This is a genomic window from Micromonospora trifolii (assembly GCF_022229005.1).
In the GTDB taxonomy this organism is placed as follows: Bacteria; Actinomycetota; Actinomycetes; order Mycobacteriales; family Micromonosporaceae; genus Micromonospora; species Micromonospora trifolii.
On record NZ_JAKKFD010000011.1, the window covers coordinates 174,657 to 200,989 of the forward strand.

The window sequence follows — 26,333 nt, forward strand, 5'->3', positions numbered from 1 at the left end:
ACGGGTCCCGCACCCGACCAATTCGGGCCGATCAATGGGCTAGGCTGCCCGACCGTGACCGACGACGACGCCACCGCCCCGACCTGCCTGGCCCACCCGTTCCCCGGCCAGCCCCACGCCCCGGCCGGGTGCGCGGCCGCGCGCGGGCTCGACGGGCGTCCGGTGCACGCGGCGGCGTTGAAGTTCTTCTGGGGGCCGATGGACTGCGGCAAGTCCACGATGGCGTTGCAGATGAACTACAACCACGCCCGGCAGGGCCGGCGCGGGCTGGTCACCACCCGCATCGACAGGTCGCTGGGACCGCAGGTCACCACCCGCATCGGCCTGGCCCACGAGGCCATCGAGGTCACCGACGACCTGGACCTGCGGGCCCTGGTGCGCGGCCGGTGGGCCGACGGGGTACGCGTCGACTACCTGATCTGCGACGAGGCGTGCTTCTACACAGTCGAGCACGTCGAGCAGATGGCCGAGCTGGTCGACAGCTACGACGTCGACGTGTTCGCGTTCGGCCTGGCCACCGACTTCCGGTCGCGGCTGTTCCCCGCCGCGCAACGCCTGTTCGAGCTGGCCGACGAGGTGGCCCGCATCCAGGTCGAGGTGCTCTGCTGGTGCGGCCGCGAAGGGTTGCTCAACGCCCGGGTGGTCGACGGGCGGGTCGTCCGTGAGGGCGCCCAGGTCGTCATCGGCGACACCGTCGACACCGCCGAGGTCCGCTACCAGGTGCTCTGCCGCCGGCACTACCGCAGCGGCGACCTCGGCCCCCGCGACTGAGGCGCCCACCCGTACACGGCGACCGCCGTCGACGTGGTGGTGACCAGTTGCAGGCCCGCCCACGCCCGGCCGGTCAGGACGCCTGGCGGGCGTGGGCCCGTACCCGGAACCGGTCGGTCAGGATCACGGCGACCGTCACCGCCAACGCCACCGCCGCGCACACCGCGACGGGCGCCCCCAGCACCACACCGACCGGCATCAGCGCCAGCAGGACCACCACCGCCGTGACCCGGCTGGTCGGCAGGGTCCGCCACAGCAGCGCCTTGTAGGCGGCGTGCCCGGCCAGGAACAGCGCGGGACCACCGAGGGTGAGCAGCACGTCGACAGCGGTGGCCGGTGCGCCGGGCTCCCGCAGCAACCGCTCGTCGGCCGCCGACGTGACGACGACACCGGCGACGATCACCGGGTGCAGGAAGTTGAACGCGACCCGGCTCAACGCGCCGGTACGCTCCCCGGCGTTGGCGATGACCTCCGTGGCGGCCGGGGCCGAACGGGCGAAATAGACCCACCACAGCGCCACCGAACCGCCGAACGCCAGCACGAATGCACCGGACGTCACCAGGTCCACGTGCGACGTGAGGGTGCTGCCGGTGACCAGGATCGACTCCCCCAGCGCGATCAGGACGAACGCCGCGCACCGCTCGGCCAGGTGCCCACCCTCCACCATCCACCGCTCAGGTCGGCTACGTCCCCGTCGCGGCAGCGGATAGCCGATCGAGAGGCCGACCACCTCGATCACGATCACCGCCGCCCACACCGCGTCCCGGGCGGCCCCGCCGACCAGGCCACCCAGGACCACGAGCACCGACGTCCCGGCGATCCACGGCAGCGACTGCTGAAATCCGGCCACCAACCACGGACTGCCCTGCACCGCCCACAACGCGAACATGGTGCGGCCCACCTGCACGATCACGTAGACCAGCGCGAAGAGCAGGCCGGTCGACCCGAACGCCTCCGGGATCGCCGCCGACAACAACAGGCTGCCCAGCCCCACCCCGATCAACATCGTCCGCACCGGCCCCTGATCCGGTTGCAGCCAGTTGGTCAGCCAGGTGGTGTAGACCCAGACCAGCCACACCAACGCCAGCAACAGGCCGGTACGCGCCGCGCCGCGCCAGTCCAGGTGCGCGATCAGGTAGTGCGACAACTGGGTGATGGTGAAGATGAAGACCAGGTCGAAGAAGAGTTCCGTCGAGGTGGTCGGCTGCACCCCCTCGCGTGGTCGCAGAAGCTGTGGGCGTATCGGGGCGGCGACCGGGGGCCTAGAAGGGGTCACCGCACACCCGCCAGTTCCCGTCCTCACGGACCACCGGCAGGCGACGTTCCTCGCTGAGCCCGCCGTCGCGGGTCACCTTCACCGTCACAGTGCCGTGCGGTCGTCCGCTGCGGGTGGCGACCGACACGTCGGTGATCTCGTAGTCGGTGACCATCGGTGGTGTCCGCACCCAACTGGTGAAGCCGATCGCGCTCCACCGGCTGCGCGCGTCCTCGCAGAGCCGCTCGTACGCCCGGTTGCTGTCGCCGAGGGCCACCTCGTTGAGGAAACCGTCGGCGGTCTCCCGGATCGGGCCGGCGGCCTGCCGGACGGTCTGGAGGTTCCAGGCGCCCAACCCGGCCACCCCCACGCAGCACAGCGCCACACCGAACCCGGCGAACGCCAACCCGGTGCGCATCGGGCGGTGACGCCGGGCCGGTCGGCTCCACGACTGGCCCGCACCCACGACTACCGACCGTAGAGAACACGCTCGCACCGACGGGCGACAAGCCGGAAACTGGGTGCGCCCGATGGGCGGGTGTGCCCTGTTCGCGGCGGCCCCGCATCGTCTACCGTCGGCGCACACCCCCGAGCAGTGCCAGGAGCCGATCGATGAGCCGCTTCGTGCAGCCGGTACCACTCCCCGTCGACCCGTACGCCGGCGATGGCCTGCTGCGGTCCTGGCTGGAGCGTCACCTCGGCCCGGGCGGGCACGCCGCCGCGAAGGGCCGTCTCGCGGACCTGGCCGCCGACGTCACCGGCCCGCTGCGCGCCGCGCACGCCGACGCGGAGGCGCACCCGCCGACGCTGGTCCGCTACGACCCGTGGGGTGCCCGGATCGACCGCATCGACACCTCCGCCGGCTGGCAGGCGCAACGCGCGGCAGCCGCCCGACACGCCGTGGTCGCGCTGCCCTACCTGCCGGACGCCCGGGGCACCTGGGGCGCCGCCGCGCGGGTCGTGCAACACGCCCTGCTGCACCTGTACGGGCCGGAGTCGGCGACGTTCTCCTGCCCGGTGGCGATGGCCGACGGGGCGGCGGCGCTGCTCAGCATGCCCGACGTCGACGCCACTGTCCGCGACGCGTGGCTGCCCCGGCTGGTCTCCACGGACCCGGCCACGGCGATCACCAGCGGGCAGTGGATGACCGAGTCGCAGGGCGGCTCCGATCTGGGCCGCTCCAGCACCCTCGGCCGACCCGCGGCGGACGGTTCGTGGCGGCTGACCGGGGAGAAGTGGTTCTGCTCCGCCGCCGACGCGGCGATGGCGGTGGCGCTGGCCCGACCGGAGGGCGCCGGGCGGGGCAGCCGGGTGCTCGCCCCGTTCCTCGTTCCCCGGTACGCGGTCGACTCACCGTTGGCCGACGGCGCGGCGCCGGGCGCACCCGCACCGGGTGTCACGGTGCACCGGCTCAAGGACAAGCTCGGCACCCGGGCGCTGCCCACCGCCGAGATCGGCCTGCGCGACGCGTACGCCCTCCCGCTGGGTGACCCGGCGGTGCCCGGTCTGGTCCGGGCGATGACCCTGGTGGTGGTGACCCGGGTGCACAACGCCGCGGCGGCGGCCGGCGGGATGCGACGGGGTCTCGCCTACGCCCGCGCGTACGCCGAGGTGCGGCACGTCGCCGGTGGCCCGCTGGTGTCCTCGCCCCTGCACCGGGCCACCCTGGGCACCCTCGCTGTCGACGCGGCGGGCGCATTCGCCCTCGCCGGGCACGCTTTCGCCCTGCTCGGGCGGGTCGAGGTCGGCGCCGACCCGGAGGCCGCGGCGGAGTTGCGCATCGTGGCGCCGTTGGCGAAGTTGGCCACCGGACGGCTCGCCGTCAGCTCCGCCAGCGAGTACGTGGAGAGCCTCGGCGGGGCCGGCTACGTGGAGGACACCGGCGTGCCCCGGCTGCTGCGCGACGCCCAGGTGCTGCCCATCTGGGAGGGCACCACCAATGTGCTGGCCCTGGACGTGCTGCGCGCGTTGACCCGGGAGGACGCCGGGGCGCCCCTGCTGAGCCGGCTGGCCGCCGCCGTCGACCTGGCGCGGCCGCTGTCGCCGGTGCTGGCCGACACCCTGGCCGCCGTCGCCGCGCAGGTGGCGGAGACCATCACCGCGGTGACCATCGACCCGGAGGCGTCGGCGGTGCTCGCTGGCGCCCGCGGTCTGGCGTTGCGCCTGGCGTACGCGCTGACCACCGCGTTGCTCGTCGAGCACGCCGCGTGGGGCGACGAGCAGGCGGAGTTGGCCGCCCGGCTGTGGGCGCGCCGCTGGCTGCGGCACGAGGAGATCGCCGAGGACGCCCACCACCACCTCGACCTGCTCTGCTGACCGGCCGGCGCGAACGGACGGGTGGGCGCGCGTGTCGGTGCTGATCGAGCTGGGTGACGACCGGGGCGCGCCCCTGGAGGAGCGCAGGCCACCACCGCAGGTGTCCCGCCGGTGGCGGGTGGCGGCGCTGGTGGCGGCCTGTGTCCTGCTCGGCGGCGCCGCGCCGGCCGCGGGCCTGACGCCTCAGGTGGGGCCGGCGGTGCCCGCCCGGGCGACAGTGCTCGGCGCGGGGCCGCTGCTGCTGGTCGTCGACCCCGACCGGAACCCGCCGACGTTGAGCGCCTACGACTCGGCTGCGCCGAACGGCCCGCCGCGGTGGCGGGTGACAGTGCCGCCCGCCGCCGGATGGTCCGCCGAGGTCGCTGGTGACCTGTTGCTGCTGGTCGAGCGCGACCAGGCGCTCGGGGCGCGGGTGACCACGGCGCGGTCGTTGCGTACCGGCCAGCCGGTGTGGCGGCGACCCGAGCGGGTGTACGCGGCCGGGAACGAGGCGGTCGCCGTGAGCGAGGTGCGCAGCGCCGCCGAACCGGGACGGCGGGTCGAGGGCACTGTGCACGGCGTCGACCCGACCACCGGCGCAAACCGTTGGTCGGTCCCGCTGCCCTCCACGGCGGTGCTGCGGGCGCTGCCCGGCCTGCCCGGGCGGGTGCTGCTGGTGCAGGACGACGGGCTGGTCCGGCTGCTCGACGCCCGCGACGGCACCGAACGCGGGCGGGGACAGCTTCCGCCGGCCGACTACGGCCCGGACAATCCCCAGGTCGTCGACGCGCATCTGGTGCTGCGCCACCCGAACGGCGGCGCGGTGGCGTTGACCGGCTACGACCTACCCGGCCTGGCACAGCGCTGGCGGGCGCCGGCGCAGCCGGGTGAGTTGACGCTGCGGCCCTGCCAGGGCCTGATCTGCGGTCAGGACGAGCAGGGACGCTGGGCCATCGACGCGGGCACCGGGGCGCGGGTGTGGACGTGGCCGGCCGGGGCACGCTGGCGCACAGTGGGGGGCCCACGGGTCGCCACGGAACCGTTGGTGGTGCTGGGAATGGCGGCGGACGGCAGGCGTTCCCTGGTCGCCACGCTGGGACGCGACGGTCGTCGGGTGTCCGCGGTGCTCCCGGCGGGTGTGACCGACTGCCGACGGGTCGGCGCCGGGCTGATCTGCCGCGACGGCACGGCCCGTAGAACGTTCTGGCCCCTCGACACCCCCTGACCCCCGGGTCAGCGCAGGGGGCGTCGGGCAACGGCGGCGCGCATCGTCGCCGGGTCGCCGGCCGGAACGAACTCCAGCCACCAGGTGGCGCCGGCGGCGGCCAGCTCAGCGAGGTAGGCCCGTTCGGTGCGCTCGTCGGACCGACGCCGCCGGCCGCCGATCGCCACGTCGAACGGCTGACCGTCGGCGCGCGTCGATGGCAGGGCGGTCGCCAGGTCGTGTACCTCGTCGGGGGTGAAGTCGGACCACCCGTCGGTGTCGGTGAGCTTGTACGGCACGATGCCGTCGGCGCGGGCGGCCCGACGGCGCACCGCTCCGGCCTGGGTGCTCCCGCCGACCCAGACCGGCACCCGCGGGGACTGCACCGGCGCGGGCCGCAGCGACACCCCGTCGGCGCGGTAGTGGGTGCCCCGGTGGCTGACCCGTCCACCGCTGAGCAGCCCGGTCAGCAGGTCGAGACCCTCGTCGAGCATCGCGGCCCGCACGGACACCTCGGTCTGCTCGCCGAAGGCGACCAGACCCCGGTCGCCCGGGTCGCCGACACCGACCGCCACGGTGGCCCGGCCCGCGCTGAGGTGGTCGAGGGTGAGGACCTCCCGCGCCAACTTCGCCGGGCGACGCCGGGGCAGCGCGGTGACAGTGGTGCCGAGTCGCACTCGCTCGGTGCGCCCGGCGATCGCGGCGAGGACCAGCCACGGGTCGTAGGTGAACGGCTCGTCGCCGGAATAGTGGATCAGATAGTCCTCCAGGAACACGCCGTCCCAGTCGGCGCGCTCGGCCAGTTCACCCAGCTCGACCAGGGTGGACACCGCGACCGAGGCCCCGCCGCAGGAAATCTCCAGACCGTGTCTCATCCGTCGACCGTAGGGCGGGGGCCCGACACTCGGACGCGGCGAGCGTCGGGTGGCCGGAGTTGTCGGGCCTCGGCGGCATACTGCCGACGTGACAGCTTCTGCCGACCTCGCGATGGTCAACCTCGACAGTTCCGATCCCGCCGGCCACGCCGCGTTCTACCACGAGGCGCTGGGCTGGGAGGTCACCCACAGCCAACCGGAGTACGCGATGATCAGCTCCGGTGGCGTCTCCATCGGCTTCGGGCTGGTCGAGGGCTACCGACCGCCCTCCTGGCCGGACCAGACCGGCGACAAGCGCTACCACCTGGATCTCTACGTCGACGACCTGGCGGCGGCGGAGGAGAAGTTCGTCGCCGCGGGCGCGTCGAAGCCGGCCTTCCAACCCGGTGGTGAGCGGTGGGTGGTGCTTCTCGACCCGATCGGGCAGCCGTTCTGCATCTGCCCCCGCCCACAGAGCTGAGACGGCCCGGCGCAACGACACAAGGAGTCAGCATGGCCATCACTCTTGTCAATCCGGACGGGTTACCGAAGCCGGACGTCTACCGTCAGTTGTCGATCGCAACCGGGTCCAAGATGGTCTTCCTCGCCGGTCAGGTGGCCCGCGACGCCGAAGGGCGCAAGGTCGGCGAGGGAGACTTCGCCGCCCAGGTCGAGCAGTGCTATCTCAACATCGGCACCGCCCTGGCCGAGATCGGTGGGTCCTTCGGCGACGTGGCGAAACTGACCATCTACGTCGTCGACTGGTCGCCCGACAAGATGCCACTGTTGGGCGAAGGCGTCGCTCGGGCGGGTGCGAAGCTGGGCGTTGACCTGGTCAAGCCCATCACACTGCTGGGTGTCAGTGCTCTGGGCGAGCCTGACCTCCTCGTCGAGGTCGAAGCCACTGCGGTCCTCGACTGATCGACAACCCGACGTCGGGCAGGTGGCACTCAGCCGCGGCGACGTGACCGGGCCGCCCACACCGCGTAGGCCGGGTCGCGGTCGAGGTTGTGCCGGTCCCGGTCGTAGCGGCGGGTGGTGCGCGGGTCGGCGTGCCCCATGGCGTCCTGCACGTCCTCCAACGGCACGCCCTCGGAGCGGGCCGTGGTGGCGAAGGCGTGCCGCAGCGAGTGTGGGGACAGCTTCGCCCAGGCCGGGATGCCGGCGGCGCGGGCGAGTCGACGGACCATCCGGAACACCGAGTGCCGGTCCAGGCGGGCGCCGCTGGCGGTGACCAGCAGTGGGCCGGTGAGCTGCGGCACCGGCACGCCGGTGGCGGCGGCCCGCTGGGCCAGGTAGGCGTCCAGGGCGTGCCCGGTGCCGGGGGTGAGGGCGCGGCGACGTTGTTTGCCGCCCTTGCCGATGAAGCGCACGCTGCGGTGACCGCGTTCGGTGCCGAGGTCGGTCAGGTCCAGCGAGATCAGCTCCCCGACCCGCAGACCCAGGTCGGCGAGGAGCGCGAGCGCCGCGCGGTTGCGGACGGCGGTCGCGCCGGTGTCCGCGTCGGCGGCGCTGAGCAGGGCGTCCACTTCCTCGGGGGTGAGCCCGACGGTGGCGGAGTGGTCCCGGTCGACGCGGGGGCGGTCGGCGCCGGAGACCGGGTTGGCCGGCACTGCGCCCAGTTTGACCAGGAAGTCGTACCAACTGGACAGCGCCGAGAGTCGGCGTGCGACGGTCGCCGGGGTCAGTGGTCGGCCGCTGCGTGCGCCGACGCTGCTCTCCAGCGCGCGGGCGTATTCGTTGACGTGCAGGAACGTGGCCCGCAGCGGGTCCAGGTCGTGGCCGGCGCACCAGGTGAGCCAGCCGGTGACGTCGCGTCGGTAGGCGTCGCGGGTGTGCTCGGACAACCGCCGGTTGCGCAGCCACGCCTCGGTGACCTCGACCGGCCCGCTCGGCAGCGCCGGTGGCGCGGACGGGCGGGCGAGCACCGGAGCGTCGGAGAACACCATGTGAAAAAGGCTCTCAGTCTCGGGTGGGATCGGCGTGCAGGCGCGCCGATCCCACCCGTCACCGTGTCGGATCAGGCGTTGATCTCTCGGCGGGCGGGCCCGTTGGCCTGGATGGTCACCCGCCGGGGCTTGGCGCGCTCGGCGACCGGGATGCGCAGCGTCAGCACCCCGTTCTCGTACCCAGCCTCCAGTTTGTCGGTGTCGAGCGTGTCGCCGAGGAACAGTTGCCGGGTGAAGGTGCCCATCGGGCGTTCGGCGGCGACCAGTTCGACGCCGTCGCCGGCGGGTCGGCGACGCTCGGCGCGGACGGTGAGCACGTTGCGCTCGACGGTGCAGTCGATGGTGTCCGGATCGACGCCGGGCAGGTCGAACGCCGCGTAGAAGTGGTCGCCGTCGCGGTAGGCGTCCAGGTGCATCGTCGCGGGACGTGCCGCCGTACCGAAGAACTGCTCGGCGAGCCGGTCGATCTCGCGGAACGGGTCGGTACGCATCAACATGGTCATGCCTCCTCGGTTCTCCTGGCCGAAGGTGATGAGTTGAGCCGGGGTGACTCAACTTCCTCTTCTTATCTAGCGCGTCCGCGCGCCGACGTCAACTGCTCAGGACAGCCGCTTTTCAAACCAGTGTTCGGCGTAGGGGCCCCGCGAGTACGCCGGGATCTCGGCGTAGCCGTGCCGGGCGTACAGGGCGCGGGCCTCGATCAGGTCGTGCCGGGTGTCGAGCCGGATCCGATCCGCCCCGGCTGCGCGGGCGCGCTCCTCGACGGCGGCCAGCAGCGCGGCGCCTCCACCGGCGCCGCGATGCTCGGGGCGGAGGAACACCCGGGTCAGCTCGGCCCAGCCCGGTTGCCAGCGCAGCCCGGCGCAGCCGGCCAGGTTGGTGCCGTGGTGCGCGAGCAGAAGCAGCCCGCTCGGCGCGGCCAGGTCGTCGCTGGGCAGCTCGGCCAGGGCCGCGTCGACCTCGCCGGGCAGGGCCGGGCGACGGTGATAGCGAACCACCATCTCGGTCATGTACTCGCGCAGCAGAAGCACCGCGTCGGGGTGGTCGGGCCGACTGGTGCTGGTCGTCCAGGTGGGCCGGGCGGTAATGGTCACCTGTTGATCATCACCGCCCGGTCAACGCCTTTATCAGGTCGCCCGGATCGTCGTACCCGGTGTCGCGGGCTCGCCGATGCGCAGCAGCGGCCAGTCGGCCAGGTCCCGCAGCAACTGCCGGTCGTGGGTGGCGACCACGACGGCGGCGCTCGTGTCGCGGATCGCGGCGGTCAGCCCGTCAGCGAGGGTCGACGACAGGTGGTTGGTCGGCTCGTCGAGGAGGATCAGCGTGGGCCGCCGGGCCAGCACCAGCGCCAGGTCGAGGGGGCGCATCAACTCCCGAGGGTTCGCCCACCCCGTGGTCAGCGCGACACGAGGTGGGCGGGGGGAATGGCTTCCGCTTATCGGCGGGGGCGGGGCAGCAGGGCGATCAACGCGACCGCCACTGCCACGTGCGTCGCGCCGAGGGCCAGCTTGGCGCCGCCGGTGGCCTCGACGCTGAGCACGGGGACGAAGGACAGCACCGTCACGACGATGGCCAGCGAGATCCAGACCGGTCGAGCGACCCGGCTGGCGAACCGCTCCAGCAGCGCCAGCAACGCCCAGCCGAGCAGGGCGGCCCCCAGGGCGATCATGACGATCGCGCCAGCCCCGATGACAGTGGCGGGCTGGCCCGGGCTTTCGACCGTGTAGTCGACTCCGGCCAGCGCGCCGATCACCCAGATGGCCAGGGGCGCCACGACGGCGACAGCGACGCCGAGGGCGCGGCGGCGCAGTGGTGAGGGGGTGGGGGTCGTGACGGTGACAGCACTCATGACGGCTCCTCGTTCAGGGGAAACGAACGAGTACGACCGTAACAGATAGTCTTGTTCAGAACTATCTCTCTCGGAACTAACAGCCGGAGCGGGCCCCCGGCGCGTACGGGGAGGTGTTGGCCAAGGGTCCGTTCACCAGCCCCAGAAGAGCCCGCAGGAACACCTCCCGGTCCTGCTCGGGCAGGGTTGCCAGCAGGTCGTCCTGGATGCGCCGGACCACCTGTTGCGCCTGCCGCAGCACCTGCTCCCCCGCCGGAGTCACAGCGACCATCCGGGCCCGTCGGTCCGTCGGCACCGGACGGCGCTCGGCCAGGCCGGCCCGCTCCAACTGGTCGAGCGTCACGACCATCGTGGTCTTGTCCACACCGCACCGCTCGCCGATTTCCCGCTGGGTCAGCTCACCGGTGTGGGCCTGTGCCAGCACGTAGTGCGCCCGCGGCGAGATGCCCAGCTCGGCCAGCCCGGCGGCGTGCTCGGTCTGCAACGCGTGACTCGCCCAGGAGAGCAGGAACAACAGGTCCGGCGGGCCATCGGAGGGCGTGCAGGAGGTCATGCGCCGAGGCTAGCAAGATCCTCCGCAACGAGACTGTTCGCGCGGCGGACGATCAGAGCAGTTGGTAGACGCCGTGCTCACGGGTGAGCAACTGCTCGTCGATCAGATACCGGCGCAGCGTCGCGTGATCCGACCCGCCTGCGGCGCACCACGGCTTGAGCGCGTCGTCGACGGCCCGCTCCGGATAGCGGGTGCCCGGCTCGAACGACTGCTCGGCGATGTGCGCCAGCAGCACCCGCCGTCGACCCCGCTGTGCGGGAAGACCCACCAGGGCGCCCGCCCGCAGGAAGGTCCGCAGCACCGGGTCGACGCCGGGTTCGGCGTCGTCGGCCGGGCGGCTGTCGCGGGCGGTGGCCCGCAGCGACGGCTCATCGGCCACGAGCGCGCCGTCCGCGCCGGTGACGAGGCCCGCGTCGGTGAGCCGGCGGACCCCGGTGAGCACCGCCCGCGCCGGCAGGCCGGTCCGCTCGGCGACCTCGGTCGCGCTGGTCGCGCCCAGCACGATCGCCGCGAAGATCCGTCGCCGTCCGTCGTCAGCCAGGGCCCCGGCCAGCACATGCGCAGTCACGCCGGTCACCCTTGCATCAGCGGTACGCGGACCGCCAGGCGATTTCCAGCCCCGCTCAGTCGGTCTGCGGCGCGCTCCGCGGCTGCTCGGCGACGAGCAGCACCCGGCGCAGCAGGTCGGAGAGGTGCCGCCGCTCGGTCGCGGTGAGCGCGCCGAGCAGACGGTGCTCCTCGGCGCCCTGGACCTCCATCGCCCCGCGCCACGCGGCCTGGCCCGCCTCGGTGAGCTCCACGTCGACGCGTCGCCGGTCGACTGTCGACGGAATCCGGTGTACGAAACCCCGCCGCAGCAGCGCGTCCACCCGCGCGGTGATCGAGGCCGGGGCCATCGTGAGGTCCGCGGCGAGGTCGGAGGGTGCGGCCCGTCCACCACGGCCGGCCAGGGCGTGCAGGGTGTCGTACTCGTGGGCCGGCAGGTCGAGGTCGACCAGGACCCTCTCCTTGACCGCCCGCAGATGCCGGGTCAGTCGGATCATCCTGGTCACCGCCCCCTCGACGTCCGCGTCGAGGTCGGGCACCACGGGCAGCCAGCGCTCGACGTGCCGGTCGACGGCGTCCTGAGTAGCGGTCACCGTGCCAGCTTACCTCAGCATCGAAATATTCATTGCCGAAACATTCGACGTCGAAGTATGTTGTGGCGATGGCTCACCCCCTGCGCGACCACTCCTTCCGGCTGCTGTTCCTGGGCCGCACGATCTCCGCCCTCGGCGACGCGGTGGTGCCCGCCGCACTGGCGCTGGCCGTGCTGCGGGCGACCGGCTCCACCGGCGCGCTGGCCGTCGTCCTCGCCGCGGCGGTCGTCCCCCGGCTGGTCCTGCTGCCGTTCGGCGGTGTGGTGGCCGACCGGTTCGACGCCCGCCGGGTCGCCCTCCTGGCCGACCTGGTCCGCTGCGCGACGCAGCTCGCGGTCGGCGTGGAGCTGCTCGGCGCCGACCCGTCACTGACCACAGTGGTGGTGGCGTCCGCGCTCGGCGGCACCGCCTCGGCGTTCGCCATCCCGACCGCGTCCCCGCTGGTCGCCGGCACTGTCGAACCGGCCGACCGGCAGCGGGCCAACGCCCTGATGGGGATCACCGCCAACACCAGCCGCCTCGCCGGTCCGGCGCTGGCCGGGGCGCTGATCTGGGCCGCCGGGCCGGGCTGGGCGTTCATCCTGGACGGCGCGTCGTTCGCGCTCAGCGCCGCGCTGCTCGCGCTGGTGCGGGTCCGCCACGTGCCGGTGCCCCGCCGTTCCGTCCTCGCCGACCTGCGGCACGGCTTCGGCGAGGTACGCGCCCGCGACTGGTTCTGGACCAGCCTGCTCGGGCACGGCGTGTGGAACGGCGCCGCCTCCGTGCTGATGACCCTCGGGCCGGCCGTCGCCATCGACAGTTTGGGCGGCGAGACGACCTGGGTGCTGCTGCTGCAGGCCGGCGCGATCGGGATGCTGACCGGGTCGCTACTGGCCGGGCGGGTCCGGCTGCACCGGCCGGTGCTGCTGGCCAACCTCGGGCTGGCCTGCTACGCCGCGCCGCTGTTCCTGCTCGCCGTCGCCGCGCCCGCCCCCGCGGTGATCGCCGCCTACGCGGTGGCGCTGACCGCCCTCGGTTACCTCAACCCGGTGTGGGAGACCGTCGTGCAGCACCACTTCCCGCCGGAGGTCCTGGCCCGGGTCACCTCGTACGACTGGCTGGTGTCGCTGGGCGCCATGCCGCTGGGCTACGCGCTGGCGCCGTTGGCTGCCGACGCGTTCGGCGCACCCGTGCCACTGGCCGTCGCCGGCCTGCTGGTCCTCGCCTCCTGTGCGGGCACCGCCCTCGTCCCCGGCGTACGCCGACTCACCTGGCCGGCGACCCCACAACCGCAACCGGCCGACCCCATCCGGGTCTGAGGTGACGCCGTGTCACCGCAGTGCTGCGTCGAGTTCGGCGGCGTTGTCGAACGCGAGTGCCGCCCTTTCGGATTCGTCCTGCGTGAGCGTGACGGACTGAGCGCGGGCCAGCATCGTGGCCGCAGTGTTTGGATCATGCAGCACCATCGCGAGTTCGGCGCGATAGACCAGGACCTCGACCTGCTCGACCGGGTCGTCGTCGGCGTGCTGTCGGGCCAACGCGCCGTCGAGGATCCGAACGGCCTGTCCGACGCTTCCCCTGGAATCGGCCTGCACGACAGCATTCGCCAGGGCCTTGGCCAGCCGCCCGGCAGGCGTGGCGGCCGGCATGGGCGCGGCGGCGACGTCCCGAAAGACGCGGATCCAGTTGCCGCCCGGGTCGATGACGCTGAATCCGCCCACACCGTCGGCGTTCTTCCTCGCCCTGGGCCGGGTCATCCGCGGCGTCCCGGACACCAGTACCTTGCCGTACGCGGCGCGCATGCCGGCTGCGAATGCCCGATGCAGTCCCTCGATGTCAGCGGTGAGGACGAGACAGGAGCCGTAGGACTGCTCCGGGTCAAATCCGGCGATCTCGAAGAACTGCAGATGCAGGTCTTCGCGCTGCACCCCCACACACGCGTTGGGCTTGCGTTGCTTGTATGTGGTGCGGAAACCGAGAACCCCGTAGAAGGTTTCGATGTCGTCAATGGATGCGCACGGCAGCAGGGGAACGGTCCGCTCGTTGGTCATGCCTCCTTCCTAGGCGTCGCAGGGTGTCCATCGCACATGGAAATAGCCGATCATCGCCTTCGATCATCCGATCGGCTGATGACCCAACGCGAGGGCATCAGCCGACGTTGGTATCCGGGTCGCACAGCGGCCTCGGCCGCTGCCCGATCTGACCCCGCGCTTTGTCGGCTGGGCGGAGACCCGCTGAGGCGGTCGTCAGCCACCCCCAGGGGGTCTGTACACGTCCGCGCGATGCGAGAGACTGACGGCGTGACGACCCGCCCCGGGACGAGGTCGGCCAGATGAGCCGACCATTCAGGATTTTCGTCGCCGTGTTCTCGACGGCGGGCCCCATCTCCCTCTATGTGGTGGTCGCCGCCAAGGCTCGCGCCATGACGGGCCCGTTCACCGTCGCCCGGACCGCTGTCGACCTTCCGACGTTCCTCGGGAAGGGGATGGCCTTCTTCGCCCCCCTCGACCCCACGATCGCTCCCATGATGGACGCGGTGACGCCGCTGATCCGCTGGGTGGTGGTCCTGCTGATCGCAGTGTCGACGTACCTCGCCTGCGGCCTGGTCACCCGGCGGACGCACCCGTTCGTCGCGGCGATGGTCGGCGCGGCCGCCGCCCTCACCGCCACGGCGATCGGGGACCTGCTCTGGTGGGCCACCCTCGTGGTCCGTGTGCACACCGCCCCCGCCGGTTGGTACGCCAACGAGGCGCTGGACCATTCCACGCTCCTCGCCAGCGCGCACCTGACGCTGACCGGCTGGACGTCCGACGCCCTCTTTCTCGGCTGCCTGTTGGCGTTCACGAACGCTTCCCTGGTCGGTGGCACCAGCCTGGCGATACTGCTGCTGAACCGGCTCGACAGAGACGCCGACGAGACCCAGGTCGCGGTTGTCGATCCCGAGAGCCGCGTTCCGCTGATCGGCGACGTACGGGGGCGCGGCGCGAACCTTGCCCTGGCCGGCGTCCTTCCGGTGCTGGTCCTCATACTGGTCAACGGCACCCAGGCGGTGTGGGACAGCTATTCGGGGAGAGGTTTCCTGGCGCTGCTCCGGGTGTTCCTGTCCCGCCCCGCCCTGTCCCCGCCGCCACGCGAACGCGATGACGTGGAATACCGGCTGACCCATGAGATCGATCCGAATCCCCTGTCGATGGACGTGTGGGTGTACCGGTCGGTGCTCGCCCTCGCCCTGCTGTTGGTGCTGTGGCTCCTGCTCTGGGCGCTGCTCCCCGGCCTGCCGAGCTCCGGGCACCGCCTCGGGCTCGTCGTCGTCTGTTGGGGTGCCACGATCGCGGCGTCCGCGCTGACCGCGACGTCCGATGTCCTCGTCGGCTGCGCCATCTCGGACTCCCCCACCGGTTGCGCCCCGTGGGAGTCCCTCGGCGCGCAATTGACCTCCTCGCTGCGGTTCGGCGCGGCCTGGGGTTGGCTCGTCGCGCTGCCCGTGCTGCTGGCCCGTCGGCTCTTCGACACCGACACGTCCACTGACACGTCCACTGACACGCAGGAGACTCCGGTCCATGAGCCCGCGTAACAAGCGCCCACGTCGCCGTAAGGCGGCCCCCGCGCCGGCAACCGTCGCCTGGTGGAAACGCCCCGTCACCTGGCTGCTGACGATCGTGGTCGGTGCCGTCGCCGCCTGGCTCGGCGCCGTCGTTCTCGCCGCCATCAACCAGTGGAAGCCCGCGAACGAGCTGGCCGAGCAGTTGGCCGGCCGGGGACCTGTCGTCGTCCTGGACCTGAAGCACGTTCCCTACCCACAGGAGGGTGCGCTCGACTACGTCTACCCCGCCGGCGCCGACCTGGCTCCTCTGGACGCCGAGCGGCCGGACGATCCGACCGTCGAGGCCGGCGCCGTCGACATCGAACGGAGCACCTGGGAGATCACCCTCGTCGGCACCCGGGAGCAGGCCGCCGAGGCCGTCGACCTCCGGCCCGTCCTCGTCGAGCCCTGCCGCCCCCCGCTCACCGGGATTCGGGAGCCCAACCGCTCCCAGGGCGACTCCCAGAAGATCGTCCTCGTGACACACGTGGACCGACCGAATCCCCGCATGCTCGTCGACGACCCGGATGGCGAGGATGCGGGTGCCCCGTTCTTCTCCACCCACAAGATCACCCTGCCTAAGGGTGAGAAGAACGTCATCCAGGTACGAGCGCTCAGCGCGAAGCAGCACTGCCGATGGCGACTGGAGCTGGACTACCTCGCCGACGGACGACGCCAGACGATGGTGATCTCGGCACCCGGCGACAAACCGTTCGAGGTGACCGGGCGTGCTGACGACTCGGCCTACGCCTGGGTCTACCTCGACCCGATCGACGGCTGTCGGGCCAAGGACGGCAGCAAGACCGATCGGCTGCGCATCACCGGCGCCGAGTACGCGCAGATGGTGCGCGACGGGCGTACCTGCCCCTACTGACAGCCGGCCGTCCGCCAACTGCGGCCCCCACCCCGGACCACCGGCGCGAGCCGCAGCTCCCCGACAACCGTAAATACCGCGCTCACCGACGCTCTGATGGCTACCTTCACCCACAGGCTGGTTCACCCGTCCCGGGCATCGGCAGCACGACGCCGCACCGCAGCCTCAGCGACAGGGGACGTTCGAGATGTCCGGCGCAGCGACCACCACGGCAGACGCTGCGCCGTTGCGTCCCATCCAGCTGCTTCGCCGCAACAGGCCATTTCGAACGTTGTTCTCGGCGAGGCTCGTCTCGTACGCCGGCGATTCGCTCAGCCTCGTCGCGCTGATCTTCCACGTCGCCGAGACGACGGGTAAGGGGCTGGCAGTCGCGCTCCTGCTCCTAGTCGGGGATTTCGCTCCATCCCTGTTGGGTCCCTTCACCGGCGCCCTCGCTGATCGGCTCAATCTCCGACGGCTGATGGTCGTCTGCGAACTCATCCAAGCTGTGGTCCTGCTGGTCATCGTGCTGACAATGCCCTCGCTGCCGATGCTGCTGGCTCTCGTCGCGGTTCGGGCCACAGCGTCGCAGCTCTTCCAGCCGGCGTCTCGGGCGGCGGTGCCGGCACTGGTCGGTGACCGTGACCTGGAGACCGCCAACTCCACCCTCGGGTTCGGCTCCAACGCGGCAGAGGCGGTCGGCCCCCTGCTCGCCGCGGCCCTGTTCCCGTTGGTCGGACTGCGTGGTGTGCTGCTCGTCGACGCCGTGTCGTTTCTGGTCTCGGCCGTGCTGCTCGCGACGCTCCCCTCACTTCCGGCGGCAACCGGCGACGGGCACCAGCCGTCCCTGCTGCGACAGGCCAGGGCGGGCATCGGTTATCTGTTGAGTGTTCCGACGGTGCGGGTGATCTTCCTTGGCTTCACTGCGGTGGTCGCCTTCAACGGGGTCGACGACGTGGCCCTGGTGCTGCTGGCCCAGGAGACCTTCCACGTCGGTGAATCCGCTGTCGGGCTGCTGCTGGGGGCGGTCGGTGTCGGACTGGTGGCCGGTTACGCCATGTTGTCCAGGTGGGGCACCCGGGCGTCGATGCCGCTGCTGCTGATCGCGGGCTTCGCCGTCAGCAGTGTCGGCAACCTGCTGACCGGGCTCGCCTGGGCCGTCGCCGCCGCGATCGGCCTGCAAGCAGTCCGTGGGTTCGGGTTGGCGGCCATGGACGTCGCCTCCAGCACGTTGCTGCAACGCACGGTGCCAGCGGGCATGCTCGGCCGGGTCTTCGGCAACCTGTATGGCGCGATCGGGGTCGCCGCCGCGACGTCCTACCTCGCCGGTGGCGTCCTGCTGGACGCCACCTCCGCCCCGGTGACCCTGATCGTCGCGGGCGTCGGCGGCCTGGTGGCGACCGGCGTCGTCGCGCTGCGACTGCCACGGGCGATGCGACGCGCCGACGCGGATGACGCGACCCCGACACCATCCGCGCCGCCCATCTGATCGGATCAGGCGTCGGTGCGTAGCCGTGCGTGCAGGTGCATGTCGTGCCAGCCGTCGGCGTGGCGAACCGACCCCCGGAGCACACCCTCCACCGCAAAGCCGGCCCGCGTGGCCACCCGGCACGACGCCGCATTGGCCGTCGAGTGCTCCAGGGCCAGTCGGTGCAGACCGGCCCGCGTGAAACTCCACCGGGTGAGTGCCCCCAGCGCGTCGGTGGCGATGCCCCGGCCACGCGCGACGGGCACCAACCAGTACGACAGCTGCGCCGACGCCTCGCTCATCAGCACACCGCGCAACCCGATCTGACCGACGGGCCGGTCGTCGGCGTCGACGACGGCCCAACTGGCGGCCGTCTCGTCGTGCCAACGACGGGCCCACTGCGCCGTCCACGCCAGCGCCTCATCGCCACCGTCGAGACGGCGTACGTGCCATCGCTGGATCGCCGGACAGTCGAAGGCGGCCCGGACGGCCGGGGCGTCGTCGTCGCGCCACGGCCGCAGGGCCAACCCGGGGCGTACCGGAAGGTGGGGTTGCTCATGGGCGGCGAGGCTCCCGGCGGACAGGGCTGGTGCGACGAGCAGCGGCATCAGCCCATTATCGAGCCGGCGGCCTCACTCTCCGGTCGGGCCGCCCGCGAGTTCGGCGACCACGTCCAGGTGACCCAGGTGGCGGGCGTACTCCTGCACCAGGTGGAACAGCACCCGCTCCAGCGACGCCGGGTCCGCGCCTCTCCAGCGCGGGCCCGGCGCACCGATCTCGGCCAGGTCGTGCGCCATCACCACCGCCGTGGTGTGCGCGCCCTGCGCCCGCAGTGCCGCCACCAGATCCGCGCGGGTCTCGTCGGGGCCGACGTACCAGCGGTCGTCGCGGCGGTCGCCCCACGGCTCGGCGACGTCCCGGCCCTGGAAACCCCACTCGATCCACCGCAGCTCGACGTGGCGCAGGTGTGTGAGCAGTTCCAGTGGGGTCCACCCGGACGGCAGCCGGCTGCGCCGCAGCTCCGGCTCAGCCAACGCGGACACCTTGTCCACCACGGACTCCCGGAAGTAGTCCAGGTAGCGCAGGAAGACCTCGGTGCGGCTGCCGGCCGGGTTGGTGGGCTCGGGGAACGCGGTCATGACCCGGTCGGCAGGTCACGGGCGCGCTGGCGCACACCCGCACCGCCGTACGGGTAGTCGCCCACCAGCGGGGCGCTCGCCTCGTCCAGCAACCGCATCTGCTCGGCGTCGAGGACCAGGTCGGCGGCGGTCAGGTTGTCGTCGAGCTGCTCGGTGGTTCGCGCGCCGAGGATCACCGAGGTGACCGCCGGTCGGGCCGCCAGCCAGGCCAGCGACACCGCCGACATGGACACGCCCCGGTCCTCGGCGACCTGGCGGACCGCGTCGAGCACCCGCCAGGTGCGTTCCTCGGCGTTGCGACCCGCGTACGCCTCGACGCCGCGCTGCGGGTTCTCGCCAAGCCGCGTCGCGCCGGTCGGCGTGCTGTCGCGCTGGTACTTGCCGGTCAGCCACCCGCCGCCCAGCGGTGACCACGGCAGGATGCCGATGCCCTCGTTCTCGCAGACCGGCACCAACTCGAACTCGATCTCCCGGGCCAGCAGGTTGTACTGCGGTTGCAGGGTCACGATCGGGGTGAGGTTGAGGTGCTGGGTGAGCAGGGCGGCCTTCTGCAACTGCCAACCGGTGAAGTTGCTGACCCCCGCGTAGCGGATCTTGCCGGCGCTGACCGCGTCGTCGAAGAACCGCAGCGTCTCCGGCAGCGGGGTCAGCGGATCCCAGGCGTGCGCCTGGTACAGGTCGACGGCCTCGACTCCGAGTCGGCGCAGGCTGGCGTCCAGGGCACGGGTGAGGTGCACCCGGGACAGGCCGGCGTCGTTGGTCCCCGGGCCCATCGGGAACCGCCCCTTGGTGGCGATCACCAGGCGGTCACGCACGTCGGGTCGGCTGCGCAGCCAGCGACCGATGATGTCCTCCGAGATGCCGGTGGAGTAGACGTCAGCGGTGTCGATGAAGGTGCCGCCGGCCTCGACGAACCGGTCCAGTTGGGCGAAGCTGCCGGCCTCGTCGGTCTCCGCGCCGAAGGTCATCGTGCCCAGACACAGGGTCGACACCACGGTTCCGGTGCTGCCCAGAGTGCGATAGCGCATATCGTCCTTTCGGTCCGAGTGACAAAGCCGATCTTCGCACCCGCCCCGACCACCCGCATTCGGGACTGTGCCGAACGCCGTACGGGCACCCGTGCGGCCACTCCGCCGGTCATCATGAGCGGGTGAGCGATCCCGCGATCGAGATCGACCGACCTCAGCGGCCCACCCAGTCGACGCCGTCGGCGGTGCCACCCGAGCCCGGCGCACCCACCCGTGGCCCGTGGCTGGTGGCCGCCGCTACCACCGTGACACTCCTGCTGCTCGCGGGCCGTTACGGCTATCACCGCGACGAGCTGTACTTCCTGCTCGCCGGCCGGCACCTCGACTGGGGCTACGTCGATCAGGGGCCACTGGTCCCGGCGCTGGCCCGGCTGCTCGACACGATCGCGCCGGGCAACCTGGTGGTGCTGCGTACCCCGTCGGCGGTGCTGGCCGGCGGCGCGGTGCTGCTGGTCGCCGCCATCGCTCGGGAGTTGGGCGCCGGCCGGGGCGCGCAGCTCTTCGCGGCGGTACTCGCCGCGCTCTCCGGCATCGTGCTCGCCAGTGGCCACCTGCTCAGCACCACCACCGTCGACCTGCTGGTCTGGCTGGCCGCGGCGTGGTGTGCGGTGCGGTTGCTGCGTACCGGTGACAGCCGCTGGGCGCTGGGCATCGGGCTGGCGCTCGGTGTGGGCATGCTCAGCAAGCTGCTGCCGGCGCTGCTGGCCGTCGGCCTGGTCGCCGGGGTATCCATCGCCGGACCGCGCCGGCTGCTGCGCGACCGGTGGGTGCTCGCCGCGGCCGGGATCACAGTGCTGCTGGCCGCACCGAACCTGATCTGGCAGGCGGCCAACGGTTTCCCGCAGCTCGGCGTTGCCGGATCTATCTCCGACGGCGACAGCTCCTACAGTGGTCGGTTCGAGGCGTTCACCCTCCACTTCGTCATCATCAGCCCGTACGCCGTACCGATCTGGATCGCCGGTCTCGTCGCGCTGCTGCGCCGGCCGGCGTGGCGGGCCTACCGGGCGGTGGGTTGGGCGTGGCTGGTGGTGGTCGGCATCGTGCTGATCGCCGGCGGCAAGGGTTACTACGACGCACCGCTGTTGCTGGTCCTCACCGCCGCCGGCGCGCTGGTCACCGTGGCGTGGGCCTCGCGCGGATCGCTCTGGTGGCGTCGGGGGTTGCTCGCGTTGGGTGTGGTGCCGTTCCTGCTGCCCAACGTCGTGCTGCTTCTCCCGGTGCTGCCGGCCGACCGGCTGCCCGGTTTCGTGGTCGACGTGAACTACGACGCCGGCGAGACGATCGGTTGGCCGGAGTTCGCCGACTCTCTCGCCGCCGTCCATCGCGGACTGCCGCCGCAGGAGCGTTCGCGGGCGATCGTCCTCACCGGTAACTACGGCGAGGCCGGCGCGGTGGCCCGCTACGGGCCGGTCCGCGGTCTGCCCCGGGCGTACTCCGGGCACAACAGCATGGTCGACTTCGGTCGGCCGCCCGCCGACGCGGACGTGGTCATCGCCGTCGGTTGGGAGCGCCCCGACCAGCTGAACACCTGGTTCGAGCAGTGCACGCTCGCCGGGCGGGTGGACCAGCGCGTCGAGGTGGAGAACGACGAGAACGGCGGCCCCATCCACGTGTGCCGGGGGCTGCGGCGTCCGTGGGCGCAGATCTGGGACACCGAGGTACGCCACACCGGTTGACATTGTTCACCCGGGTCTGCCGGGTCGGGTCAGGCTCCGCCGGTCAGCCACGCCTGGATGCCGACCAGCGCCTCGGGGCCGGAGGTGGCGTCGACGTCGCGGGCGAGATCGGCGATCGTGACCGCGGCGAGCGCCTGGTGCCACGCGTCCTCGGCCGCCCACATGGCGCGGGACACCGGACACGGCGTGGTGCAGGCGTCGGCCGGGGTCGCGAAGGGGCCGCGCTGGCGGATCTCCGTGCAGACAAAGGACGGTCCGGGCCCGTCGATGGCCCGGACCACGTCGAGCAGGGTGATGCTCTCCGGCGCGCGGGTCAGCACGTAGCCGCCCGACTTGCCCTGCACGGAGTGGATCAGGCCGGCGCGGGCCAGCGCCTGGAGCTGCTTGGCGAGGTAGCTGCTGGAGACGTCGTGCAGTTCCGCCAGCTTGGCCGCCGGCACGGGCGTGTGACTGGCCGTGAGCACCACGCAGCAGTGCAGCGCCCACTCGACCCCGCCGGACATCTTCATGACGTCACCCTAGTCACCCCGCTACTCGGACCCATCGTATCCGAGTATAGTTCTCGGACAAGGAAGGTCCGAGTATCGCTGAACCTTGGCAGTCGGACCACACAGTCACGGGAAGGTGCATGGGAATGAAAATCGCCGTACTGGGCGGGACCGGTCTCATCGGGTCGCAGGTCGTCAAGATCCTGCAGGCCGCGGGACACGAGGCGGTGCCGCTGTCGCCGTCCACCGGGGTGGACCTGCTCACCGGGCAGGGCCTGTCCGACGGGCTCTCCGGCGCCGAGGTCGTCGTCAACCTGACGAACTCGCCGACCTTCGACGAGGCCTCGCCCGCCTTCTTCCAGACGACCATGGACAACCTGCTGGCCGCCGCCGCTCGCGCGGGCGTCGGCCACGCGGTGATCCTCTCCATCGTCGGCGTCGACAAGGTGCCCGACCTGGACTACTACCGCGCCAAGGCCCTCCAGGAGGAGATCCTCACGGCCGGTCCGATTCCGTACTCGATCGTCCGCGCCACCCAGTTCTTCGAGTTCGTCGAGGCGATCATGTCCTGGACGGCCGACGACACCACAGTCCGCCTGCCCAGCACGCCGGTGCAGCCGATGGCCGCCGCCGACGTGGCGCAGGCCGTCGCCGAGGTCAGCATGGGCGCGCCGTTGCAGGGCATCCGCAACGTCGCCGGGCCCGACGTCTTCGCCCTCGACGAGCTGGGGCGGATCACCCTCGCCGCCCGCGGTGACCAGCGCACAGTCACCACCGACGACGGCGCCGGCATGTTCGCCGCCATGTCCGGCGATGTCCTCATCGCCGGCGACGACGCCGTCATCGCGCCCACCGCCTACCGGGAGTGGCTCGGCCGCCAAGCCTGAGGTGTCGACCTGATCCGCACGTCGCCGTGGCCGACGATCACGACGGCGGCGTGCGGGTCCCGGCCTGCCACTCGTGCGCCAGGATCGCGAAGACGAGCTGGTCGGCCCACTCCCCCTTGAATCTGTAACTCTCGACATGGCGGGCCTCCTGCCGCATGCCGAGTCGCGTCATCATCCGGGCCGACGCGGCGTTGCGACAGTGGCACCGCCCGTAGACGCGGTGCAGCCCGAACTCGGTAAACCCCCACGCCAGCACCGCGGTGGCGGCCTCCGTGGCCAACCCGCGACCGCAGTGGTCGGGGTGGAAGACAAAGCCGAGTTCGGCGGTACGGTCGGACTGGCTGCGCCACACCAACTCCACGATCCCGATCACCCCGGCGTCGGTGACCACGGCCACCGTGAGGCAGTCACCCTCCGCGCGCCACGCGTCCTCGCCCGCCATGGCGAGCACCGACACCCGCGACTGCTCACGGGTACGCGGCTCCGCGCCGAGCATCCAGCGCACGACGTCGGGTCGACGCTGAAACGCGTACACGTCGTCGAGGTCGTCGATCGTGACCGGGCGCAGGGCGAGCCGTGCGGTCCGGATCGGGTAGGTCGGCTGGAACATCACGCGATGGTAGAGACCCGCGCGGAGCGCTCCGGTGCCGGTCGATCGGCGTCCGGGCGCCGGGGCAGCAGCAGCGGGCTCGCGAAGATCACCAGGCCCGCGACCATGATCGCCGTGCGAGGGCTGGTGACCTGCGCGAGCAGCCCACCGAGCGCGCTGAGGGCGGCGATGGTGGCGCTGCTGCCGATGGACCAGGCAGACAGGGTGCGGACGATGCGATCCTTCGGGGTCTGTTGAAGGCGGTAGGTGGCGAGCACCGGGTTGTACAGGCTCATGCTGATGATGATCGCGAACTCGACGGCGATCACGGTGGCGAGACCGAGCACGCCGGGTTGGACGAACGCGAGGCCGATCAGCCAGATCGCGCGCAGCGCGCCCACGGTGCGGATGATCCGGTGCTGGCCGTGGCGCGCCACCACCCGACGGGCCAGGCGTGACCCGATGAGGCCGCCGACGCAGGGCACGGCGAAGGCGAGGCCGTACTGCCAGGGCGGAAAGCCCAGCTCGCCGAGCAGGAGCACGGCCAGCAGCGGCTCGGTGGCCATGATCAGCCCGCCGACGAGCAACTGGTTGAGGTAGAGCGCCCGCAGGCCGGGGTGGGTGAGCAGGTGCCGCCAGCCGTCGAGCAGCTCACCGGCCCGGACCCGGCCCGCGCCGGTGGGCCGGGGGTGGTCCTCGTGCCCGCGAATGGCGGTGAGGCCCAGCGCGGAGAGCAGGTGGCTGAGCGCGTCGGCCACGATGGTGACGACCGGCCCGAACAGGCCCACCGCCGCCCCGCCCAGCGGCGGTCCGAGCGCGATCGCGCCCCAGGTCGTCGACTCGAACCGCGCGTTCGCCACCAGCAGGTCGTCCGGCCGGACGAGGGCCTTGAGGAACGCGCCGCTGGCCGCGTTGAAAGCGATCTTGGCGGTGGCGACCACTGCCGAGACGACCAGCAACTGCCCGAAACTGAGCCGGCCGAGGGCGTACGCGACGGGGATCGTCAGCAGGACCACGAACCGGCCAGGTCCATCGCGATCATCACCCGCCGCTTGCGGTGGAACTCCACCCACGGCCCGAGCGGCAACGCGATCAGCGCGCCCACCGCCGGCCCCAGCGCGGCCAAGACGGACACCTGTGCGGGGCTGGCCTGCAACACCAGCACGGCGATCAACGGCAACGCCCCAAAACCCAGCCCGGAGCCGTAGGCGCTGACCGCGTACGACGCCCACAACCAGCCGAACCGCCGCCCCAGGGATCGCCTCGCGCCCACACCTCCCGCCTCAACAACTCGGCGTTGACCGTGAGGATCAAAGCAACCCCGCTCACCCGGGATCAAACAACCGCGTGAGCGGCGAGCTACAACCAGACGTTGTATCAGTAGGGTTGCCGGGTGAATCTCGACGCCGTCCGCACCTTCGTCGCCGCCGTCGACGCCGGCCAGTTCCAGGACGCCGCCGCCGCGCTGTCGATCACTCAGCAGGCCGTCTCCAAGCGCATCGCCGCACTGGAGAAGGACCTCGGGGTGCGGCTGTTCACCCGCACCGCGCGCGGCACCCACCTCACCGTCGACGGTCAGACCTTCCTGCCGCACGCCCGTGAACTGCTCCGGGCCGAGGCGCGCGCCGACGCCTCCGTACGTCCCGGCCGACGGGCACTGCGCGTCGACGTGCACAGCCGACGGATCGCACCGGCGGTGCTGTTGCAGGACTTCCACCGCGCGCATCCCCGCATCGAGCTGGACGTCGTCACACTCGACGCCGACGTCCACGCCGCGATGGCCGCCGTCGAGGCGGGGACTGTCGACGCCACCTTCCACGCCGTCACCGTCGCTCCGCGTCACCTGCCCGCCGCGATCAGAACCACGCGCGTGATCGACGAGCACCACGAGCTGCTCGTCGGCCCCCGCCACGCGCTCGCCAACGCCCGCACCGTCACACCCGCGCAACTCGCCGAGCACCGGATCTGGATGCCCGGCATGGCCCCCGGCACCGAATGGGCCGACTACTACGACGAACTCGCCGCCGCGTTCGGCCTCACCATCGACCTGGTCGGGCCGGTCTTCGGTAACGAGGCGCTGCTGGCCGAGATAGCCGACTCCGCGCAGCTGGCGACCCTGGCGGGCGAACGCACCCGGTACCTGTGGCCGGACAGCTACGACCTGCGGCGCGTACCGGTGCGGGACCCGGCGCCCATCTATCCCATGTCGCTCATCTGGCGCGACGACAACCCGCACCCCGCGCTGCGGGTATTGCGCGACTACCTCGCGTCCCGGCGAGCACAGGCACTGGACATCGAGGTCTGGCTACCGCCCTGGGGTCAGTGACCGGCGCGCGCTACGGCGTCCGTTGACACCTGCGGCCCTCCCCTGTCAGACTTGCCTGACAGGGGGTGTCAGAGAAATCTGACGCCTTCGTTGAGAAGGGAAACCAGGATGAGCGGCACCTCGCCAACCGGTGACGAACTCGTGTCGCTGCTGGCCGCACTGGCCAGCCCGCACCGGCTGCGAATCCTGGCCGCCGTGGCCCGGCAGCGGACCTACGTCAGCGAGTTGGCGCGGCAGCTACAGATGAACCGGCCGCTGCTCTACATGCACCTGCAGAAATTGGAAGCGGCCGGCCTGGTGAGCGGCGAACTGGTGACGGCACCAGACGGCAGTTCGGTGAAGTACGTCCAGGCGGTGCCGTTCACCGTGGCCCTGGACCTGGACGCGATCGCGCTGGCCGCACAGAACCTGACCGGCTCGGGGCCGGCCGCAGAACAGGAGAAGTGAG

General features: G+C 71.9%; 32 protein-coding genes. 13 read left to right on the forward strand and 19 right to left on the reverse strand.

Features of this window, described 5'->3' with window-relative positions:
- Positions 1-54 precede the first annotated feature (54 nt).
- Positions 55-771, forward strand: coding sequence for a thymidine kinase (locus NIE79_RS08455; RefSeq protein WP_372471426.1), 717 nt, complete (start codon positions 55-57; stop codon positions 769-771).
- Between the two features lie 73 nt (positions 772-844).
- On the opposite strand, the gene NIE79_RS08460 is transcribed toward NIE79_RS08455, so the two are convergent.
- Both NIE79_RS08460 and NIE79_RS08465 read right to left on the reverse strand, forming a co-directional pair.
- Positions 845-1,981 carry a low temperature requirement protein A gene (locus NIE79_RS08460; protein WP_308193157.1) on the reverse strand — a complete coding sequence of 379 codons (1,137 nt, stop codon included), beginning with the start codon at positions 1,979-1,981 and terminating at the stop codon, positions 845-847.
- A gap of 52 nt (positions 1,982-2,033) precedes the next feature.
- A complete protein-coding gene (locus NIE79_RS08465) occupies positions 2,034-2,492 on the reverse strand; it encodes an Rv0361 family membrane protein (RefSeq protein WP_372471427.1) in 459 nt (152 codons plus the stop codon).
- Between the two features lie 146 nt (positions 2,493-2,638).
- On the opposite strand from NIE79_RS08465, the gene NIE79_RS08470 reads away from it, so the two are divergent.
- Together NIE79_RS08470 and NIE79_RS08475 are read left to right on the forward strand one after the other, a co-directional pair.
- Positions 2,639-4,342, forward strand: coding sequence for an acyl-CoA dehydrogenase family protein (locus tag NIE79_RS08470; RefSeq protein WP_238677998.1), 1,704 nt, complete (start codon positions 2,639-2,641; stop codon positions 4,340-4,342).
- Between the two features lie 31 nt (positions 4,343-4,373).
- Positions 4,374-5,546: an outer membrane protein assembly factor BamB family protein gene (locus NIE79_RS08475; protein ID WP_238677999.1), complete on the forward strand. Its 1,173-nt coding sequence runs from the start codon at positions 4,374-4,376 to the stop codon at positions 5,544-5,546.
- Between the two features lie 8 nt (positions 5,547-5,554).
- Here the strand turns inward: NIE79_RS08475 and NIE79_RS08480 are convergent, their stop codons facing one another.
- The gene (locus NIE79_RS08480) at positions 5,555-6,400 is read right to left on the reverse strand and encodes an LLM class flavin-dependent oxidoreductase (protein WP_238678000.1); all 846 of its coding nucleotides are present in this window, start codon (positions 6,398-6,400) and stop codon (positions 5,555-5,557) included.
- Positions 6,401-6,488: 88 nt separating this feature from the next.
- Here NIE79_RS08480 and NIE79_RS08485 point away from each other — a divergent pair, with 88 nt between their 5' ends.
- Positions 6,489-6,860: a VOC family protein gene (locus NIE79_RS08485; protein ID WP_145788419.1), complete on the forward strand. Its 372-nt coding sequence runs from the start codon at positions 6,489-6,491 to the stop codon at positions 6,858-6,860.
- Positions 6,861-6,892: 32 nt separating this feature from the next.
- Complete coding sequence (locus tag NIE79_RS08490; protein ID WP_238678001.1) at positions 6,893-7,300, forward strand: RidA family protein; 408 nt, start codon at positions 6,893-6,895, stop codon at positions 7,298-7,300.
- A 29-nt stretch (positions 7,301-7,329) separates the two neighbouring features.
- On the opposite strand, the gene NIE79_RS08495 is transcribed toward NIE79_RS08490, so the two are convergent.
- The 8 genes from NIE79_RS08495 to NIE79_RS08530 form a co-directional block, all read right to left on the reverse strand.
- Positions 7,330-8,328, reverse strand: coding sequence for a tyrosine-type recombinase/integrase (locus NIE79_RS08495; protein ID WP_238678002.1), 999 nt, complete (start codon positions 8,326-8,328; stop codon positions 7,330-7,332).
- Positions 8,329-8,399: 71 nt separating this feature from the next.
- Positions 8,400-8,825, reverse strand: a complete 426-nt coding sequence (locus NIE79_RS08500) for an Hsp20/alpha crystallin family protein (protein WP_238678070.1) — start codon at positions 8,823-8,825, stop codon at positions 8,400-8,402.
- A gap of 102 nt (positions 8,826-8,927) precedes the next feature.
- On the reverse strand, positions 8,928-9,422 hold the full coding sequence (locus NIE79_RS08505) for a GNAT family N-acetyltransferase (RefSeq protein ID WP_238678003.1): 495 nt from the start codon (positions 9,420-9,422) through the stop codon (positions 8,928-8,930).
- A gap of 33 nt (positions 9,423-9,455) precedes the next feature.
- A complete protein-coding gene (locus NIE79_RS08510; RefSeq protein WP_238678004.1) occupies positions 9,456-9,695 on the reverse strand; it encodes a hypothetical protein in 240 nt (79 codons plus the stop codon).
- A gap of 68 nt (positions 9,696-9,763) precedes the next feature.
- Positions 9,764-10,177 carry a DUF6069 family protein gene (locus NIE79_RS08515; protein WP_238678005.1) on the reverse strand — a complete coding sequence of 138 codons (414 nt, stop codon included), beginning with the start codon at positions 10,175-10,177 and terminating at the stop codon, positions 9,764-9,766.
- 76 nt (positions 10,178-10,253) lie between these two features.
- Positions 10,254-10,730 (reverse strand): MarR family winged helix-turn-helix transcriptional regulator, encoded by a 477-nt coding sequence (locus NIE79_RS08520; RefSeq protein WP_238678006.1) that lies wholly within the window; start codon positions 10,728-10,730, stop codon positions 10,254-10,256.
- A gap of 52 nt (positions 10,731-10,782) precedes the next feature.
- On the reverse strand, positions 10,783-11,298 hold the full coding sequence (locus NIE79_RS08525) for a DUF2087 domain-containing protein (RefSeq protein WP_238678007.1): 516 nt from the start codon (positions 11,296-11,298) through the stop codon (positions 10,783-10,785).
- A 55-nt stretch (positions 11,299-11,353) separates the two neighbouring features.
- Positions 11,354-11,869: a MarR family winged helix-turn-helix transcriptional regulator gene (locus NIE79_RS08530; RefSeq protein WP_238678008.1), complete on the reverse strand. Its 516-nt coding sequence runs from the start codon at positions 11,867-11,869 to the stop codon at positions 11,354-11,356.
- A gap of 68 nt (positions 11,870-11,937) precedes the next feature.
- Here NIE79_RS08530 and NIE79_RS08535 point away from each other — a divergent pair, with 68 nt between their 5' ends.
- Positions 11,938-13,167 carry an MFS transporter gene (locus tag NIE79_RS08535; protein WP_238678009.1) on the forward strand — a complete coding sequence of 410 codons (1,230 nt, stop codon included), beginning with the start codon at positions 11,938-11,940 and terminating at the stop codon, positions 13,165-13,167.
- Between the two features lie 12 nt (positions 13,168-13,179).
- Here NIE79_RS08535 and NIE79_RS08540 read toward each other — a convergent pair whose 3' ends face one another.
- Positions 13,180-13,899 (reverse strand): DUF8817 family protein, encoded by a 720-nt coding sequence (locus NIE79_RS08540; protein WP_238678010.1) that lies wholly within the window; start codon positions 13,897-13,899, stop codon positions 13,180-13,182.
- Between the two features lie 281 nt (positions 13,900-14,180).
- Here NIE79_RS08540 and NIE79_RS08545 point away from each other — a divergent pair, with 281 nt between their 5' ends.
- From NIE79_RS08545 to NIE79_RS08555, 3 genes are all read left to right on the forward strand, one after another.
- Positions 14,181-15,422: a hypothetical protein gene (locus NIE79_RS08545; RefSeq protein WP_238678011.1), complete on the forward strand. Its 1,242-nt coding sequence runs from the start codon at positions 14,181-14,183 to the stop codon at positions 15,420-15,422.
- Positions 15,409-16,305 carry a hypothetical protein gene (locus NIE79_RS08550; RefSeq protein ID WP_238678012.1) on the forward strand — a complete coding sequence of 299 codons (897 nt, stop codon included), beginning with the start codon at positions 15,409-15,411 and terminating at the stop codon, positions 16,303-16,305. The genes NIE79_RS08545 and NIE79_RS08550 overlap by 14 nt, the downstream gene beginning before the upstream one ends.
- A gap of 187 nt (positions 16,306-16,492) precedes the next feature.
- A complete protein-coding gene (locus NIE79_RS08555; RefSeq protein ID WP_274523771.1) occupies positions 16,493-17,773 on the forward strand; it encodes an MFS transporter in 1,281 nt (426 codons plus the stop codon).
- Between the two features lie 5 nt (positions 17,774-17,778).
- Here NIE79_RS08555 and NIE79_RS08560 read toward each other — a convergent pair whose 3' ends face one another.
- Genes NIE79_RS08560 through NIE79_RS08570 form a run of 3 tightly spaced genes read right to left on the reverse strand, consistent with a single transcriptional unit; the run spans position 17,779 to position 19,919 of the window.
- Positions 17,779-18,360, reverse strand: coding sequence for a GNAT family N-acetyltransferase (locus NIE79_RS08560; RefSeq protein WP_238678014.1), 582 nt, complete (start codon positions 18,358-18,360; stop codon positions 17,779-17,781).
- Positions 18,361-18,384: 24 nt separating this feature from the next.
- Complete coding sequence (locus NIE79_RS08565) at positions 18,385-18,891, reverse strand: DinB family protein (RefSeq protein WP_238678015.1); 507 nt, start codon at positions 18,889-18,891, stop codon at positions 18,385-18,387.
- Positions 18,888-19,919: an aldo/keto reductase gene (locus NIE79_RS08570; protein WP_274523772.1), complete on the reverse strand. Its 1,032-nt coding sequence runs from the start codon at positions 19,917-19,919 to the stop codon at positions 18,888-18,890. Before NIE79_RS08570 ends, NIE79_RS08565 begins: the two co-directional genes overlap by 4 nt.
- Positions 19,920-20,041: 122 nt before the next feature.
- Between NIE79_RS08570 and NIE79_RS08575 the strand changes: the two genes are divergently transcribed.
- Positions 20,042-21,595 (forward strand): ArnT family glycosyltransferase, encoded by a 1,554-nt coding sequence (locus NIE79_RS08575; protein WP_238678016.1) that lies wholly within the window; start codon positions 20,042-20,044, stop codon positions 21,593-21,595.
- 29 nt (positions 21,596-21,624) lie between these two features.
- Here the strand turns inward: NIE79_RS08575 and NIE79_RS08580 are convergent, their stop codons facing one another.
- Complete coding sequence (locus tag NIE79_RS08580) at positions 21,625-22,104, reverse strand: RrF2 family transcriptional regulator (protein WP_238678017.1); 480 nt, start codon at positions 22,102-22,104, stop codon at positions 21,625-21,627.
- A 125-nt stretch (positions 22,105-22,229) separates the two neighbouring features.
- Here NIE79_RS08580 and NIE79_RS08585 point away from each other — a divergent pair, with 125 nt between their 5' ends.
- Entirely contained in the window at positions 22,230-22,970 is a 741-nt protein-coding gene (locus tag NIE79_RS08585) for an SDR family oxidoreductase (RefSeq protein WP_238678018.1), read from the forward strand.
- Positions 22,971-23,007: 37 nt separating this feature from the next.
- On the opposite strand, the gene NIE79_RS08590 is transcribed toward NIE79_RS08585, so the two are convergent.
- Genes NIE79_RS08590 through NIE79_RS08600 form a run of 3 tightly spaced genes read right to left on the reverse strand, consistent with a single transcriptional unit; the run spans position 23,008 to position 24,832 of the window.
- Positions 23,008-23,580 carry a GNAT family N-acetyltransferase gene (locus NIE79_RS08590; RefSeq protein ID WP_238678019.1) on the reverse strand — a complete coding sequence of 191 codons (573 nt, stop codon included), beginning with the start codon at positions 23,578-23,580 and terminating at the stop codon, positions 23,008-23,010.
- A complete protein-coding gene (locus NIE79_RS08595) occupies positions 23,580-24,575 on the reverse strand; it encodes an MFS transporter (protein WP_238678020.1) in 996 nt (331 codons plus the stop codon). The genes NIE79_RS08590 and NIE79_RS08595 overlap by 1 nt, the downstream gene beginning before the upstream one ends.
- Entirely contained in the window at positions 24,563-24,832 is a 270-nt protein-coding gene (locus NIE79_RS08600) for a hypothetical protein (protein ID WP_238678021.1), read from the reverse strand. The genes NIE79_RS08595 and NIE79_RS08600 overlap by 13 nt, the downstream gene beginning before the upstream one ends.
- Before the next feature lie 120 nt (positions 24,833-24,952).
- Between NIE79_RS08600 and NIE79_RS08605 the strand changes: the two genes are divergently transcribed.
- On the forward strand, positions 24,953-25,885 hold the full coding sequence (locus NIE79_RS08605; protein ID WP_238678022.1) for a LysR family transcriptional regulator: 933 nt from the start codon (positions 24,953-24,955) through the stop codon (positions 25,883-25,885).
- A 108-nt stretch (positions 25,886-25,993) separates the two neighbouring features.
- Positions 25,994-26,332: an ArsR/SmtB family transcription factor gene (locus tag NIE79_RS08610; protein ID WP_238678023.1), complete on the forward strand. Its 339-nt coding sequence runs from the start codon at positions 25,994-25,996 to the stop codon at positions 26,330-26,332.
- Position 26,333 lies beyond the last annotated feature (1 nt).

Bases quoted from the DNA above. Each gene is read 5' to 3' on its own strand.
- NIE79_RS08470 (WP_238677998.1), top strand. From the start codon at position 2,639: ATGAGCCGCTTCGTGCAGCCGGTACCACTCCCCGTCGACCCGTACGCC.
- NIE79_RS08480 (WP_238678000.1), bottom strand. From the start codon at position 6,400: ATGAGACACGGTCTGGAGATTTCCTGCGGCGGGGCCTCGGTCGCGGTG.
- NIE79_RS08490 (WP_238678001.1), top strand. From the start codon at position 6,893: ATGGCCATCACTCTTGTCAATCCGGACGGGTTACCGAAGCCGGACGTC.
- NIE79_RS08495 (WP_238678002.1), bottom strand. From the start codon at position 8,328: ATGGTGTTCTCCGACGCTCCGGTGCTCGCCCGCCCGTCCGCGCCACCG.
- NIE79_RS08500 (WP_238678070.1), bottom strand. From the start codon at position 8,825: ATGTTGATGCGTACCGACCCGTTCCGCGAGATCGACCGGCTCGCCGAG.
- NIE79_RS08510 (WP_238678004.1), bottom strand. From the start codon at position 9,695: ATGCGCCCCCTCGACCTGGCGCTGGTGCTGGCCCGGCGGCCCACGCTG.
- NIE79_RS08515 (WP_238678005.1), bottom strand. From the start codon at position 10,177: ATGAGTGCTGTCACCGTCACGACCCCCACCCCCTCACCACTGCGCCGC.
- NIE79_RS08520 (WP_238678006.1), bottom strand. From the start codon at position 10,730: ATGACCTCCTGCACGCCCTCCGATGGCCCGCCGGACCTGTTGTTCCTG.
- NIE79_RS08535 (WP_238678009.1), top strand. From the start codon at position 11,938: ATGGCTCACCCCCTGCGCGACCACTCCTTCCGGCTGCTGTTCCTGGGC.
- NIE79_RS08540 (WP_238678010.1), bottom strand. From the start codon at position 13,899: ATGACCAACGAGCGGACCGTTCCCCTGCTGCCGTGCGCATCCATTGAC.
- NIE79_RS08545 (WP_238678011.1), top strand. From the start codon at position 14,181: ATGAGCCGACCATTCAGGATTTTCGTCGCCGTGTTCTCGACGGCGGGC.
- NIE79_RS08550 (WP_238678012.1), top strand. From the start codon at position 15,409: ATGAGCCCGCGTAACAAGCGCCCACGTCGCCGTAAGGCGGCCCCCGCG.
- NIE79_RS08555 (WP_274523771.1), top strand. From the start codon at position 16,493: ATGTCCGGCGCAGCGACCACCACGGCAGACGCTGCGCCGTTGCGTCCC.
- NIE79_RS08560 (WP_238678014.1), bottom strand. From the start codon at position 18,360: ATGCCGCTGCTCGTCGCACCAGCCCTGTCCGCCGGGAGCCTCGCCGCC.
- NIE79_RS08565 (WP_238678015.1), bottom strand. From the start codon at position 18,891: ATGACCGCGTTCCCCGAGCCCACCAACCCGGCCGGCAGCCGCACCGAG.
- NIE79_RS08570 (WP_274523772.1), bottom strand. From the start codon at position 19,919: ATGCGCTATCGCACTCTGGGCAGCACCGGAACCGTGGTGTCGACCCTG.
- NIE79_RS08580 (WP_238678017.1), bottom strand. From the start codon at position 22,104: ATGAAGATGTCCGGCGGGGTCGAGTGGGCGCTGCACTGCTGCGTGGTG.
- NIE79_RS08585 (WP_238678018.1), top strand. From the start codon at position 22,230: ATGAAAATCGCCGTACTGGGCGGGACCGGTCTCATCGGGTCGCAGGTC.
- NIE79_RS08590 (WP_238678019.1), bottom strand. From the start codon at position 23,580: ATGTTCCAGCCGACCTACCCGATCCGGACCGCACGGCTCGCCCTGCGC.
- NIE79_RS08610 (WP_238678023.1), top strand. From the start codon at position 25,994: ATGAGCGGCACCTCGCCAACCGGTGACGAACTCGTGTCGCTGCTGGCC.